A 14,791-nucleotide genomic window follows, 5' to 3' on the forward strand; every position below is an offset into this window, starting at 1 on the left:
TTTTTCGCTCCCGCATCGTCTTCAATCCGTAAGATGTCTTCTTATCCCTATTCGTTGAAACATCGAAACCCTTCCCATTATCACGAATATGGATAAATAATTCATGACGCAAATTTCTGATATTTACCTGAACAATTGTAGCGTTTGCGTGACGTAAAATATTGGAGAAAGCCTCTTGAATAATCCGAAAAACATGTTCTTCCTTTGTGTCTGATAAGACGAGATCATCTTCTACTTCCACCCGGAAATCGATTGGGCTTCTCATTTGCAATTCTTCCACTAATTTTTTAATCCCTTCATGTAAAGGCTCACCTGATAAATACACGGGTCTCAGATGCAAAAGTAGTGCCCGCATCTCCGTTTGCGCTTGCAGTGCCATTGCAGCAACTTCCTTCATTTGCTTCTTTGCTACCTCTGGTCTTGCTTCCATTTGCTTTACAGCTGCTTCCGACATCATCGTGAGCGCGAATAATTGCTGACTCACCGCATCGTGGAGATCCCGCGCAAGTCGCTGCCTCTCCTCTATTACTGCTGATTTATGAGCAGATTTTGCAAGTTCTGACTTCTCATCCGCCATCCGCTGTAATGATTTCACCTGATCTTGCAACTTTTTCCCTAATTCATTCAATTCATTACCTATTCTAGTGACCTCGTCATTTTCCTCAAAGTGAACACTCGATTGGTAATTGCCATTCGCAAATTGTGTAATTAGAACGGAAAGAGTATCCAGCCTCGTTTTAAAATTCCCGCTTGACCTGAAGCCTGTATAGACGGCAATAATTAATCCGATAAAAACATACAACCCGGTAAAGAGGAAGATCGCTAACGGATTGAGCCAGCCGGGTTCAAATAGAACATAAAGCGATAGCAGGATTGCAAGGAGTGTCACAGTAGATAGGAGAAGTCCTGACAAATGGGAATGGATAAAAATATAACGGATGCTTGAAAATCTCTTCTTCAATGCCTTCTCCCCCTACACCTGGTCAACTCGAATACTCCCTGCTTTTAATCGGATGTAAAAGTCAATCTTTCTTACAGCTTCTTCATAATTATCTGTTTCATATGAGTAGGAACGACTGATTCCTTCTGAAACATTACCAATGACGTTAATATCCCCGACCTTCACATTTGCTTCAATTCGGAAATCAACATTCTCCGGCATTAGTATATGAACATCACCAGCGAGCGAATGGATGAAAATCGGAATCTCCTTCTCCGGGATAAATGCTTTCGAAAAATCAAGATAAAAGTCTCCCGCAAGCGTATTAATATTCATCGGTTCTACCTTCCAGTTCGGTTCACTGTACTCCTGGCTCCCGATGGTGAAGTTCTGTGTCTTCACCGGCATATCTTGACGTTTCCTCCAGTTCGGGCTACCTTCCCTTAAAATATGAATATACCTTCTACCTCTTCCAAAGCCAATCATAACAAAACCGAAATAAATAATGAATAACGGCCAGAGCTTCACTACGTCTTTAAAGTAAAACGTGAGGATCTCAAACCGATCGAGGAATAATAATCCCCCAAATACGGTAAGGAAGATGCCGAGAAACCAGTGGGTTCCCCGTTTCCGGAAATAATCGAACAGCCATTTGAGCCCGAGAACGAGAATGAACACTGGATAAACATAGTGCCAGAGGCTGCGGAATCCGAAATCCATGATTCCAATATTAGCAAGCACAAGCATGATGCCGGCACCGATTAAAAATATCGCAATAAAGTATTGAAAAAAATGTCTCATTCGCATCACTCTTTCTTTTTAACATAAGGAAAGAGAATGATTAGAACCCAATTGGCAATCCGCGCTCTCTTTCTATTCCTCTTCAGTCTACCGGTCCAGCCTCCATCCGTAAACCTTCCCTAGATTGCTTCCATCTCAGTCTTTAGACGGAGATACTTTCTTAATCAACCTTTCATATAGGAAAATAAAACCGATTAAGAGAAGGAATCCAATAATGAAGCCAGCGAATACATCAGTTAAGTAATGAACGTTGATAATGTACCTACTAATTCCAATTAACAATATCAGAATCCCGCAGGCAATTTGCACTGTTAAAATCAGTCTTTTAGACTTTAATTGACGCGTAATGAAATAAGCAAGCAGTCCGTAGCAAACAATGGAAAGCATCGCATGTCCAGACGGGAAACTGTAGCCCTCCGCATTGAGGCTTACAGAAATACTCGGACGTTCCCTTGTTACGAAGAGCTTGATTACTTCATTAACCTTATGCGTGAGATAAATACCGCCACCGAAAAAGAAAGCTGGCAGCCAATGCTTAAACCAAATAAATAAAAGTATCGTAACAATTGCGACAAAAGGATACAAAAAGAAACTGGAGCCAAGATGTGTGATCAATTGGAAAGGCTCCAGGAGAAACGATTGACCGAGCGAATCGACAAACCTTCTTGTAATTTGATCAAGATAAGGCATTTTCCCTTGCGATAGCTGCAGTACCCATATGCCTGTAATCAGTATTAAAGCGACAAAAATAACGAACAAAATATTCTTTCTAGCCTTCATTAGCAATCCCCAATCTAGCTTAACTTCCGTTTGACATAGCCGTTCACGAATAAATAGGTGAAACTTACGCCAACAATCATTGCAAAGAGAAATCCGGCGTATTCCTGCATGATGATAAAAATACAAGCAAATAAAACCGTTTGTAAGATTGTAAGTTGAAAAATCAATTTTACAAGAGATTGCTGCCTGTCCGTTTTTTCAATCGGATAAATGTCAAGCCACATAATCGTTCGGTGATGCTGGTAAAGGGTCATCATCTGGAAGCTGCTCATATAAAGGAACAGTATAACAAATAACAGCTTCACCCAAATATTAGGGATGAGATAGATGAATAATCCACCAATAATGATTAAACGGACGTACATCCCAACATAATCTCCACTCCGAACAAATGTAATCCTGTACAGATAATCAAAGGTGTGTCGTTTTTCAAATGGGATATTTCTTGTAACTAGTGAAACGAGCCATTGTCGCTTTCTTACTCTAGTCTTAATATGCGGCACATCGCTAAACATGTTCGCAATCCGGTAAAATGTCTGCATACTATTCTGATCCTTTTCAAGCAACAGATCCCAAACTACTCCTGCTTGCTTTGCCGCTAAAACATAATCGTAAAGGAAAAGAGTTGCAAAAAGAATAGTCACGATACAGGCACCAAGCATTTCACCTGCAATCATGAAATAAAAGACAAGAACATTCATTACCATCCGCACAAATATTTCCAGCCGGCGGTGATTGCGATCTCTAATCCGGTACATCCACCAGTTTGCAAGGAGATTGGCCACTTTAAAAATAAACAGGATCGTAATAGTAAGTAAGTAAGGATTCCCTTCCCTTTCTGGAAAACTTGCCGTATATAACGGACCTAATGCCGCCGCGACAAGCAGAATCAAATAAAGTTGAATGACAAAACTATAAATGATTGAGTTCCGGAAATAAGGTTTCATCTTCTCTTCGGCAGGGATTAGGAAAACAAGGTCAGGTTCCTGAAGTAATGTTCGGACGGGACTGTAACTCACAACGAGCCCGAAAGCAATTCCGATGATAGCAGCAGTCGGGAAATTTTCCGGAAGCTGCTGAAGCCATGCTTGGTAATAATAAGCAACCGCAGCAATGAAGAAGAATAATGCAAAAGCAATATGCCCATTAAAAATATAACGCATATAGCGGCCTAATTCTTTCATATGGGAAGCTAGCCGTTTTTTATAAAAGGCATGGGAATCAAACATTGCTATCCTCTTCCTTCGTTAAGCGTAAATATAAATCATCTAATGTTGCTCCTGGCATTCCGAAACTTTCCCGCAAATCTTCTAACGTGCCATAAGCTCTAATTTCACCTTCATGGATAATGATAAAACGATCACAATACCTTTCTGCAGTAGCAAGAATATGTGTCGACATCAATACGCCGGAACCCTTTTGTTTCATATCTTCCATTAGCTGTAAATAGGAGGAAATCCCAAGCGGATCAAGTCCAACAAACGGTTCATCCACAATATAAAGCGGTGGTTCAATTAAAAAAGCGCACATGATCATTACTTTTTGACGCATTCCTTTTGAAAAATGAACAGGAAACCAGTTCAGTTTTTTCTCCATGCGAAATTCCTTCAGTAATGGATCAAGTCTGTTTTCAAATACATTCTCTGGTATATCATAGGTCATCGCCGTAAGCTTGAGATGTTCATACAGCGTTAATTCATCATAAAGAATCGGCATTTCCGGGATATATGCCATTTGGCCACGGTAAGTTGTCGGGTTTTCTCGGAACGTCTTTCCATTTACAATAATTTTGCCTTTTTTCGGTTGCATTAGACCGATTATATGTTTAATCGCTGTACTCTTTCCTGCTCCGTTGAGTCCGATCAGGCCGACAATTTCATTTGGATACACGTCAAAAGATATTCCATGTAATACGTTTTTATGGGTGTAACCACCATGTACGTTATCAATATGTAACAAAGAATCCACGTGAGCTTACCTCCTTCATACTTTCATTAATTTTATCATCTTTACTTTCGCTTGCCAAAATATACCGCGGCTCCCCCGTTTTATCCCTCGTCTTCACTTAGCGTAAGTGCAACCTTTCTCCTGGAGGTCCGCAGTCCAGACACCTCTCGCTTTCCGCGGGCGGCTGGTGAGCCTCCTCGCGGGCAAGCCGCTGCGGGGTCTCACCAAGCCTATCGACGAACAGGAAGTTCTAATGCCGACGTTGGTCACAGGACGTGACCGTTCTTAGCCGGCCTCCCGCAGGAGTCTCGAGGTGTCTGGACTGCTCTGAGAAAAAAATTAATTTAGAGCACTTTTTATTATACGGGAATAGAACTTCTATCGAGAAGGGATATTTTCCAATAACAATAACCCTCTTTACCAGTTCAGTTTCCCGGAGGACGGTGACTCCTGCGGGAATAGCACGAGTCCGGAGACCCCACAGGGCGATAGCCCGAGGCAGACTAAGAACGCTCTCGTATGTGGCAACGTCTGCATCAGCACGTCCTGTGCGTCGAGGCTTCGGCTGTGCCTTAGGATGCGCATCCGTCCTCCGGGCAACTGAACGGCGATTAGAACTCTAAATTAGTGAACGAACAAAAACACACTTACGCTAGGTGAAAGCAATCCACTATTTCAGGATGCGAAAGAAAATTGAGTCTTATTATTTGGATGAATAAGAAACAGGAAACGAAACAAAATAAGAACTGAAGACAGCGAATATACAAAGTGATTTGACTGTATCACAAGTGAGGTGTTAGAAATGCCTGGATTCTGTGTTACACGCAAATAACAATAATTGCAGGAACGCTTTAAAATCCTTAAATCTTTCCTTAAAAATTAATTTCTTTAACTTTTAAGAAAAGATTTGTGTGAACGAAATTTTTTCACTCCAATTTTCGTTTACCTTCCCCACTAGTAAGCTGCTGCATGTTGTATCCGCTGTCTTCTTAAAGCAGGCTGGTCCTCCCCCTTGGACCAGTCCTGTTTCTTTTTTGGCGTATTTATTACTAAACCAAGATCGTTATTTCAGTAGGAGAGTCAAAGCTTTTGAATTTTGAATTTTCACGCCATACCAGGTACAATAGATGTACAAATACATAGAAGGAGTGAAGGCTTTATGAGTCATGAAGATTGTATTTTTTGTAAAATCATAGAAGGGGAAGTCCCATCTGCAAAGGTATATGAGGACGAGCATGTCTATGCCTTCTTAGATATTAGTCAAGTAACGAAGGGGCATACATTGATTATTCCTAAGACACATACGAAAAATATTTATGAAACACCGCCAGAGGTAGCAAGAGAGTTATTTGAGCGTGTTCCTAAGATAGCTAATGCGATTAAAGAAGCATATGAGCCAAAAGGAATGAACGTGTTGAATAATAACGAAGCTGCTGCAGAACAATCAGTATTCCATTTACATCTCCACCTCATTCCGCGTTACGGTGAAGGCGATGGTTATGATCTTGGCTGGACAGTTCATGGTGATCAGTATACGAACGAAGACTTACAACAAATCGCAGGAGAAATCCGCGGTAACGTGAAATAGTAACAGAATTGTATAAAAAATTCCCTATTCATTTCCGGGTACTTCTGGTATAATAAATCTAACGTTTCGCAACTGACAATGAGTGTACAGTTGGAAACCTTAGATGAGAAGAGAATAGGAGAGGTTTAGAATGAAAGTTAAAGTTCTAGTTATATTGTCGTTACTTGTAGGGATTGGTGCGGTGTTACATGCAATTATCCCACCGTTATTCTTCGGAGTGAAGCCGGATATGTTGTTGTCCATGATGTTCCTCGGGATTTTCTTATTCCCGAAACCGAAATACGTTCTCGTGCTTTCCTTAGCAACGGGAATCATGTCAGCACTAACAACCGGAGCACCCGGTGGTCAAATTGCAAACGTTATAGATAAACCAATCACCGCTTTTCTTGTTCTGGCGATTTTCCTCGCACTAAAGGGTCGTTTAAACGAAAACATTACAGCCCCTGCCCTTGCTGGTATTGGGACTTTGATCAGTGGTTCGATCTTCATTACGGTCATCTCCCTGATTGCAGGTATTCCAGAAGGTGGATTGATTTCCCTCTTCCTGCTCGTTGTTCTTCCTGCAATGGCAGTGAATGCAGTAATTATGGTAGTTGTTTATCCGATTGTGCAAGGTATCTTCAGACGGTCCAATCCAATATCAGTATCGTAAACTTAAATCCTCTAATTTCGATTAGAGGATTTTTTTACGAAAGAATTAGCACCAGGTAATAAATCTGTTATAATGGAAATAGAGAATCATTTCCCATGTTTCGTTTATCCGGGAATGGTGAAAGATAGCAGTATAAGCAGAAGGGAGCAGATCTGTTATGTCTAGTAAATCAATAGTTCTTGGAATTCTTGTTGGTGGCGCAATTGGCGCTTCAGCAGCATTATTGAGTACACCTGTATCAGGTCGTGATGTCAGGAACTGCCTGAAAGATCAGTTCATTGATATGTTGAATCTGATCAATAATTTGAAAGTTCAATTGCGTGAAACTTCTAAGGAAGGCGTTGTAATTGTAAAGGAATTAACGGACGAGATGAAGAAATCGGTGGAAGAATGGAAAGAAACTGTAGAACCCCATCAAGAGGGAATTTACCATTATCTCGAACAAATCGAAGCAAGCCTAAGAGACCTTGAGAATAAAGTAAAAAGCATTTAATAAAAATCAGGACGTGAGTTAAGGGCTGCGTCCTGATTTTTTATCACGTATTTATGATTCTTGTAAAATTTTTATATATTCATCCATTAGTTCGGGGAAATAATTTTCTTTACGAAGGGCATAAATCGTTGTTGTTGGATCCAGTTTTTCATTTAATAACCCGGCAAATTCGATGAGGAGCGAACTGAAATCTAATAAACCTTCATTTTTCTGTTCCTCATACATAGCTTGCTGGATCTTGAGATGGGCGAATAATTCATCATACTCTTCTTCACTAATATTCTGTTCAATCACCAATTTTAAAAAAGGATATTCATCCATATCAATAATTCTTGAAAGCAACTGAATTTGAAAAGAAGTTATTGTACTGCTCTGTTCCTTCATTTTCGTCCCACCTCCTGCCACAAGACCTTTACCGCTAATTAATTGAGTATGTAAATCATATCATACAATTTCATTTGATAGAAGATTTAATACACCCTAACCCTATTTACGACTTCGATTGGGACTGTTCAGCTAGCCGATTTTTTGGTAAAGTAGAGGATATAGATTTGGAAAAATACAGGGGGGCTTTGATTGTTTATTTTCTATCTCTTTTTTGCTTTTATCATTTTATTAATTTTCAATACTATGACGTATAACTTCTGCCGGAAAATGGAACTTAATGAACTTAAATCAAAGCGGGTATATAAAGTGATCAACATGATTATGGTCACGATGCTCGTTTGTTCATATCTCCGTATTCTAAATGTGGCAGTTTAAAGGTATTTGTTAGGTATTCGCTGTTTTACTATTTATTTCATCATAAAGTATGATATATTTAAAAATGTGATTAATGTAAAGACATAATGATTAGGAGTGAGTGTTCTACATGAAGAAATTTGCCATAGCTGCTTTATTTACTGTTGGTGTTATCACCCTATCAGCCTGTAGCGGGGATGACTCGGAAACAGTAGTAGAAACGAGCGCAGGAAATGTAACAAAAGACGAATTTTATGAGGAATTAAAAGATCGATACGGGGAAGAAGTACTAAGAGAATTAGTTACTGTTAAGGTCTTAGAAGATAAATATGAAGTTACAGATGAAATGATTGAGGAAGAAATTGAATTAGCAAAGGAACAGTTCGGTGAGAACTTTGATATGGTTCTGCAACAGAGCGGCTTTGAGAGCGAAGAAGATTATGCCGATGTCCTCTATCTCAGTCTCTTGCAAGAACAAGCTTTAGCTGAAGATATTGAGATTACGGATGAAGAAATCGAACAACGCTACGATCGATCCAAGACTGAAATCGATGCCCAGCATATTCTCGTTGCCGACGAGGAAACAGCTAATGAAGTGAAGGAAAAACTTGATGACGGCGAAGATTTCGGTGAATTGGCCAAGGAATACTCCACAGACGGTTCTGCACAAGACGAAGGAAAACTTGGCTATTTCACGGCTGGTAGTATGGTTCCTGAGTTTGAAGATGCTGCTTACAATATGGAAGTTGGCGAAATCAGTGATCCTGTTGAATCACAATATGGATTCCATATTATTAAAGTAAATGACATTCGTGATGTAGAAGATGTGGAAGAGCTGGAAGATGTGAAAGAAGATATCCGTAGAGATCTACAAATTGCGAAGATGGACATGTCCCAAGCTGCTACGAAAATTGACAACATCCTGCAAGATGCAGATGTAAAAGTGAAAATCGATAAATTTGAAGATATGTTTGAGCCTGTTGAGCCAGAAGAAGATGGAGCAGAAGGCTAACATAGAAAAAAGCTACTTTCATTTTAGAAAGTAGCTTTTTTTATATTATTATTCTTGCTCACGAAGCGCTTTTCTCTCTTTTTCTTCTCTCATCCGCTCCATGTATATTTCGCCTTCTCTTTCTATAAATTCCTGGTCTACTTTCCTATCCGTCTGCATTGCGCGAAAAGCCATATAACCGCTGAAGAATACTAATAAGATGACAATAAATACCCATAAAGGAACACCGCCAATTATCATCTTTTCCCCCTCCTTGTCCAAGTGTTTCTATCTAACTATATGAAAAGAAACGGACAAAAATTCCTCTCCAGCGGAAAAGGAAGTTCGGAAGGAAATTCCTATTTCACAGTTTCTGTGTTCTCATATCTGCTGTCCAAGTAGTCGACGATATGAATCAGATAACCTTCAATAGTTTGTGGTTTCACACTTGCTCCCCATTCCGGCAGACCGTGATGACAGAGGATACAATGCGACATGAGATGGATATCTTCTATCGTAAATGCTATCCCCTCTCGCTCAACCATTTTTGTAAGGATTAATGTCCCATATGGAATATGGCCTATCATCACACCAAGTTCATCCATCGCTATTCCTGCCTGCTTTCTTTTTTGTAAACTGCTCTTATCGGCCGTCGGATAAAGAAAGTCAAACGATTCATAATGCTTTCCGGCAAAATCATATTCCAGCATTTTCCCGATATCGTGTAAAAGAATACTAGTAAGCAGTGCATCATAGTTCGCAACTTCATCTTTATGATCCATCATCCCAGCGAGCATTTGATAGAGGTGATCAATTGTCTCTTGCCAGACCGGTCTCACCCATCTTTCCTCTGACTGGTAATTCGACCACAATTCCTGTTTGTAAGCTTTCTCGACGATTTGAATTAATTTCATCACAGCTTGAAATGGATTTTCTTCCTGCTTCACGATATAACGGGCAAAGCGCATGAGACCGACTGTGTGCTTCAATAAACCACCTAAATAATTGTGATGGAATCCTTTTGCGGCAGGACTAATGGAAAATTCTTGCCAGAACTGATCCAAAACAGCTATAGAAAATTCACGATACGGGCTGGATAGTTCATCGATATAAGAGAAAATTTCCACCGTATAATCTTCAATACTCTGTTTTGTATAAGGCAAATAGGAAAATGGATCAATTTCTCCGTCACAAGGTTCAAGGCGCTGGATCGTAAGCGACTTAAAGCCGCGAAACTCATCAACTACCGCATCTACATCAAAAACAGAGTATGCTTCTAGCAATGGCAAGTTTTTCTCAACAGCTCCTTGATTATCCCACATTTTCGCTTGTATCGTTCCCGTATTATTACTGAACGTCATTTTTAAAAATTGCTTATTTGTCTTTGTCGTCTGGACATTCACTTCATTTAAAAGGAGCCTTAATGTGACGCTATTTCCCTTTGCTTCCTGGTCAATTTCAAAAGTTGCTCCCTCGTCCGGAAGAATCGGAACCGGGTATTGCTGTAATATCTCTTCCTTTCTTTCCGGCGTCATCCGAACTTCAACCGGAATCAACCCATAGAAATAGTGTTGCTGCTCGTTCATCCTCTTCCCTCCATAAACATAAATTTACCACGTCTTTATACATAGACACTTGGAATATTCTCTCTCTCACAAACCGTTCGCACGTCTGATTTACAAGTAAACATAATGACCTGCTGCTTCGTTGCAATCTCTTGAAGGACACGGATCATTCGCTCGACACGTAGCTCGTCAAAGTGAACGAATGCATCATCCAAAATGAAAGGAAGCTGATGTTTCTCTGTCATGACCTTACTAATCGCAAGACGCAAAGAAACATAAAGCTGGTTCACTGTCCCTTGAGAAAGTTCATTCACGTTAAAGCGCAATCCTTCCGCCGACATTACTTGAAACGTCCCCTTCTCTTTCGGTGCAAAAACGTTCGTATAACGTCCATCCGTAATGGTATGTAAAATAGTAGTTGTTTCTTCCACTACTTTTGTTAAATATTTCTTCTGGTATCGTTGCTTTGTCTCAGCTAACATTTCTCTTTGCATGTTAGCAATCGCCCAATCTTTTGCAAGTTGGTTTAATTTTTCCTTTTCCATTTCAAATTGATGGAGCTTCGATGAATAAGCATCGGAGCCTTCGAGTCTTTTTAATTCCATATTCACTTCGGTAAGTTTCTTTTGAATTTCGTCTATTTCAGTTTCCGTCGTGGCTGCAAGAGATTCGAGTGCTTGCGCGCGTTCCTCCAAACTAAATGGATCGAGCTCTTCTTTCACAATACTCGCCCAAGAATGCTGCGGGAAAATCGAGTCGAGCTGCTGTTTATTCGCTTCCAGTGCTGCTTCCAGCTCTCTTTTTTCTGTAAGATAATTTGCCAGCTTGTAAAATTCCTCTTCCGTTTCCACTTGAGCTTGCTGTAAAAGCTCGGCTAGCTCTTGCTGGTGCACTGCTATGCGTTTTAACATATTTTCCTTCTGTTCCTGAGTGTGATCGATTAATTCATGAATCTGGTTGATTCTTTGCTCTAGCTCCACTTCTTTTTCTAATGTTTGCTCAATAAATAGAAAAGCTTCCGCCAGTGATCCAATCGAAGTTTCCCCGAATTGATGAAGATAAGTGATCAGTTCTTCTTCTATTTGCTTTTCTTCCATCTGAATCTCTTCCATTTCTTTTACTAAGCGATCCCATTCGTTTTGTAGGCGAAGCAGTTCCTTGATTCGATTAAAATAGTCTGGCCAGTAACTGCTATTAATCGGTTCAAGGAACGGATATAACATAAGCTGTTCTTCCGTTTGATCCGTGAGTCGTCTTACCTTTTCCAAATACATACGTTCTTTTTCTTCCCATTTGAGAATGTTTATTTGCTGTTTTTGAATATCCGATTGTACAGCTTTTAATTCACGCAACTTTTCATCCTCTGCTTCAAGCTGACTTTGCATGCGGTATACTTCCTCAACCGATAATTTTTGCGCATTACTTACTCCTGGTTGGGACCGGATGAGCTTCTCCATAGCTTTGACATGCTGTTTATGAAATAAATATTGTCCCGTCGCAAGCAGAAATAGAAACAGTGCAGCACCATAAAGTAAAGACACGTCCATACCAAACGCAAGAACCGTCGAGAAGATAGCAAGGATGATTCCAATTAAAAATAGTTGATTCGCACGCTTGATTCTTTGTTTCTTGTCTTCTGCAAAAGATTGCTGCTGATTCATACTTGCTTCATACAGACGTTCCAGTTGTTCCTGTTCCTTCCCTTTTTCCAGTTTCCGTTTCAACGACGCGACTTCTTCTTCCGGTAAAAGCGTGGATTTTATCTCACCGAGTTTTGCTTGCAAGTAATTTTCTTCTTCCATTAATCCGTTCTTTTCCGTTTCAAGACTGATTCTTTCCTGTTCAAGCTTCTCTTTATCTGCTTTGATTTGCTTCCATGTTTCTTCAATATAAAAGGGTAAGGATAAGTCCTGAAGTTCGGCCGCATCTATCTTTAATTGTAAATCCGTTAGCTCATTCGTAATTTTCTTCGTAAGTTCCACTTTCCGCTGATACAAGTTTTCTTCTGTATTTTTTAAAACTGTGTATCGTTCTTTGTGACGTCTTTGAATTTTTAACGTTTCAACTGTCGATTCGGCCAAGCGCTGATTTTCTAATTGGGAAGCGTTATCGCGGTAATTTTCTTCATTACTCTGCAAAACTGCGAGTTCACTTTCAAGTGGTCGCAGTGCGTCGTGTAGTTTTTCAAGGCGTGCGATGCCGTTTGCAGGAAAGTTATAGGTTGTTTCATATTGCTCTTGTTTCTTGTTGAGATGCTGGAATTCTTTCAGGACTGGTAGCGCTGTGAGTTTCTTCGTTACCGTGCGAATTTCTCCTGTCAGATTTGCTTGCTGGCGCTTAAGCTTGTTTAACGTATCCTCGAGCTCAAGGGATTCAAGAACTTTTTTGCGATAAGTGGACTCTTCTTTTTGGATAACGGCAAGTTCATCCCCTAGTTGCTCGACAACTTGCAATTGCTTGTTGATTGCCGGATTTTTCCCATAGGGTTTAAACATCTCCCCGAGCCGGTTGTCCAGCTGTTTCTCTAATTCATAGATATTGCTCGAGCCGGTCAATCCGATACTGAGCAATACATCACCAAGATTTTCTTCCTGCATTTGTTTAATTGCGTTCAAATCAAGAGCTGAAAAAGAGAATATAGCTTCATAGGTAGCTAGATTCATTCCCTGAAGCCGTTCTTTTAACCAAGCTTCGTCATAGGTATCGCCAGAAGAAGTGAAGCATACTGCTTTCCCGTTATGTTTATCATCGAAACGTTCAATCGTGTAAGTACCGACTTTTGGATCTTCAATAACTAATTGCCCACCTAATTTGCTACTCATCTTCGGCTGGTAAAACTTCCGCTCTTTCGGCTGCATCCCAAATAGCATAAACAATATAAATTGATGGAGCGTCGATTTGCCCGACTCATTTTCCCCGTAAATAAAAAGTGGACTGGCATTAAAATCAAATTCCTTATCGACCCATTTTCCAAAACCAAATAATTTGGCACGAACAAATCTCATCGCCTTCCCCCTTTCAACAGTTGGTCGAACAGACTGGACCGTGCTGTTTCTTTCCATTCCGATACTTCCTCTTGGGATGGAAGCTCCAAAAATTTCCGGGCTTGACGGTGCTGATAAAGTTGTTCTAAATACTCCATTCCAGAGTTCCTTTCAAAAGTCCGCTGGAGTTCACCGATAAAATGCTCCCCATCCTGAGTTTCCCTTAACTCAAACATTTCTTGTATATCTAGCTGCACATGAAAAATATAGCGCCAATTCGAATTCGTAGTGAAAGATTCATTTATTATTTCCACAATATCTTCCAGTTGCCCGTCCGTTTGCCAATTTCGTAATGTTGAATCGTTCGCTTGAAGTGTAAGGTCGATGAGCTGCGGCTTGCTTGTTTTCATTGTTTTAAGTTTCTCCGTCAGGATTGTTTCAAGCTGATAGGCTGCCTCACATTCGGACACATCAACCGTGAGCGGGACAAACAAAATTCGATTTAGCGGGATAAATTCGAGGGTCGTTTGACTTTCTGTTAACTGAACGAGATAACATCCCTTCTCCCCAGTTTCCTTGCGGTGTCTGCCTTGAATATTACCTGGGTAGACGATATACGGATCTTCTTTTAAAACAGCAGGCTTATGTATATGGCCAAGAGCCCAGTAACGGAAGTCTTTTTCCATTAGTTCGGATAACCGGAAAGGTGCATATGTATCATGCTCTTCATTGCCTTGGATGCTCCCATGCAACATCGCGATATGGAATGGCACGGTAGCCTGGTCTTCTATTACATATTCACTTGTTTTATTTTCAATGACTGCACGGTTCTCATAGCTGAAACCATAAATCTTCGCCAGTACTTCTCCGTTTTTATAAAAGTCGACGGCACGCACCTGTTCATCCGGGAAAAGATGAACATTGTCCGGATAAGTGACTTGGTGAATATTCCCATTCAGGAAATCATGGTTCCCATAACTTAAAAACACTTCAATTTCTTGTTCCTTCAATTGTTCAAAGGCTTTTTTTAACCGAATTTGCGCTTTCAAACTTTGCTTTTCATTATCAAAAAGGTCACCAGTAATTAAAACGAAATCGACCCTATTTTTAATAGCAGCACGAACAAGCTCATGCAGTGCTTGGAAGGTGCTCTCCTTAATTTCCTCAAATAATTCAGCAGGCATATCCATTAAACCTTTAAACGGGCTATCAAGATGCAAATCAGCCGCATGAATAAACGTTACTTCACGATCCATTTCCCTACCTCCGTCCAGCATCATACCTCTATTTTAACAGAGCACTAATAAGA

At 40.3% G+C, this 14,791-nt stretch carries 14 protein-coding genes; 4 read left to right on the forward strand and 10 right to left on the reverse strand.

Translation table 11 applies throughout. The annotated features are described in order from the left end of the window. From IEX94_RS12265 to IEX94_RS12285, 5 genes are all read right to left on the reverse strand, one after another. Window positions 1-961 (reverse strand): sensor histidine kinase (locus IEX94_RS12265; protein WP_229782702.1); only part of this gene is annotated, 961 nt, incomplete at its 3' end. A gap of 12 nt (window positions 962-973) precedes the next feature. Beyond that, complete coding sequence (gene liaF, locus IEX94_RS12270; RefSeq protein ID WP_188857807.1) at window positions 974-1,741, reverse strand: cell wall-active antibiotics response protein LiaF; 768 nt, start codon at window positions 1,739-1,741, stop codon at window positions 974-976. Between the two features lie 135 nt (window positions 1,742-1,876). Beyond that, entirely contained in the window at window positions 1,877-2,521 is a 645-nt protein-coding gene (locus tag IEX94_RS12275; protein WP_188857810.1) for a phosphatase PAP2 family protein, read from the reverse strand. Between the two features lie 14 nt (window positions 2,522-2,535). Beyond that, window positions 2,536-3,750 carry an ABC transporter permease gene (locus IEX94_RS12280; RefSeq protein WP_188857812.1) on the reverse strand — a complete coding sequence of 405 codons (1,215 nt, stop codon included), beginning with the start codon at window positions 3,748-3,750 and terminating at the stop codon, window positions 2,536-2,538. Continuing rightward, a complete protein-coding gene (locus tag IEX94_RS12285; protein ID WP_188857814.1) occupies window positions 3,743-4,489 on the reverse strand; it encodes an ABC transporter ATP-binding protein in 747 nt (248 codons plus the stop codon). The genes IEX94_RS12280 and IEX94_RS12285 overlap by 8 nt, the downstream gene beginning before the upstream one ends. A 1,138-nt stretch (window positions 4,490-5,627) precedes the next feature. On the opposite strand from IEX94_RS12285, the gene IEX94_RS12290 reads away from it, so the two are divergent. The 3 genes from IEX94_RS12290 to IEX94_RS12300 all read left to right on the forward strand — a co-directional run bounded on the left by IEX94_RS12290 (window position 5,628) and on the right by IEX94_RS12300 (window position 7,201). Continuing rightward, complete coding sequence (locus IEX94_RS12290) at window positions 5,628-6,056, forward strand: HIT family protein (RefSeq protein ID WP_188857816.1); 429 nt, start codon at window positions 5,628-5,630, stop codon at window positions 6,054-6,056. A gap of 130 nt (window positions 6,057-6,186) precedes the next feature. Next, window positions 6,187-6,708 (forward strand): tryptophan transporter, encoded by a 522-nt coding sequence (locus IEX94_RS12295; RefSeq protein WP_156854642.1) that lies wholly within the window; start codon window positions 6,187-6,189, stop codon window positions 6,706-6,708. A 157-nt stretch (window positions 6,709-6,865) separates the two neighbouring features. Continuing rightward, window positions 6,866-7,201: a YtxH domain-containing protein gene (locus IEX94_RS12300; protein WP_188857818.1), complete on the forward strand. Its 336-nt coding sequence runs from the start codon at window positions 6,866-6,868 to the stop codon at window positions 7,199-7,201. 51 nt (window positions 7,202-7,252) lie between these two features. On the opposite strand, the gene IEX94_RS12305 is transcribed toward IEX94_RS12300, so the two are convergent. Then, on the reverse strand, window positions 7,253-7,585 hold the full coding sequence (locus tag IEX94_RS12305) for a DUF1878 family protein (protein WP_188857821.1): 333 nt from the start codon (window positions 7,583-7,585) through the stop codon (window positions 7,253-7,255). A 487-nt stretch (window positions 7,586-8,072) separates the two neighbouring features. On the opposite strand from IEX94_RS12305, the gene IEX94_RS12310 reads away from it, so the two are divergent. Next, window positions 8,073-8,954, forward strand: coding sequence for a peptidylprolyl isomerase (locus IEX94_RS12310; protein WP_188857823.1), 882 nt, complete (start codon window positions 8,073-8,075; stop codon window positions 8,952-8,954). A 48-nt stretch (window positions 8,955-9,002) separates the two neighbouring features. Here IEX94_RS12310 and IEX94_RS12315 read toward each other — a convergent pair whose 3' ends face one another. From IEX94_RS12315 to IEX94_RS12330, 4 genes are all read right to left on the reverse strand, one after another. Then, window positions 9,003-9,194, reverse strand: coding sequence for a sporulation YhaL family protein (locus tag IEX94_RS12315; protein WP_308425602.1), 192 nt, complete (start codon window positions 9,192-9,194; stop codon window positions 9,003-9,005). 98 nt (window positions 9,195-9,292) lie between these two features. Continuing rightward, window positions 9,293-10,519, reverse strand: coding sequence for an HD domain-containing protein (locus IEX94_RS12320; RefSeq protein WP_188857825.1), 1,227 nt, complete (start codon window positions 10,517-10,519; stop codon window positions 9,293-9,295). A gap of 35 nt (window positions 10,520-10,554) precedes the next feature. Then, window positions 10,555-13,560, reverse strand: a complete 3,006-nt coding sequence (locus IEX94_RS12325; RefSeq protein ID WP_188857828.1) for an ATP-binding protein — start codon at window positions 13,558-13,560, stop codon at window positions 10,555-10,557. Next, complete coding sequence (locus IEX94_RS12330; protein ID WP_188857830.1) at window positions 13,500-14,738, reverse strand: metallophosphoesterase family protein; 1,239 nt, start codon at window positions 14,736-14,738, stop codon at window positions 13,500-13,502. The genes IEX94_RS12325 and IEX94_RS12330 overlap by 61 nt, the downstream gene beginning before the upstream one ends. Window positions 14,739-14,791: the final 53 nt, after the last annotated feature.

The sequence above is a fragment of the Oceanobacillus indicireducens genome, from assembly GCF_014647195.1.
Lineage (GTDB): Bacteria > Bacillota > Bacilli > Bacillales > Amphibacillaceae > Oceanobacillus > Oceanobacillus indicireducens.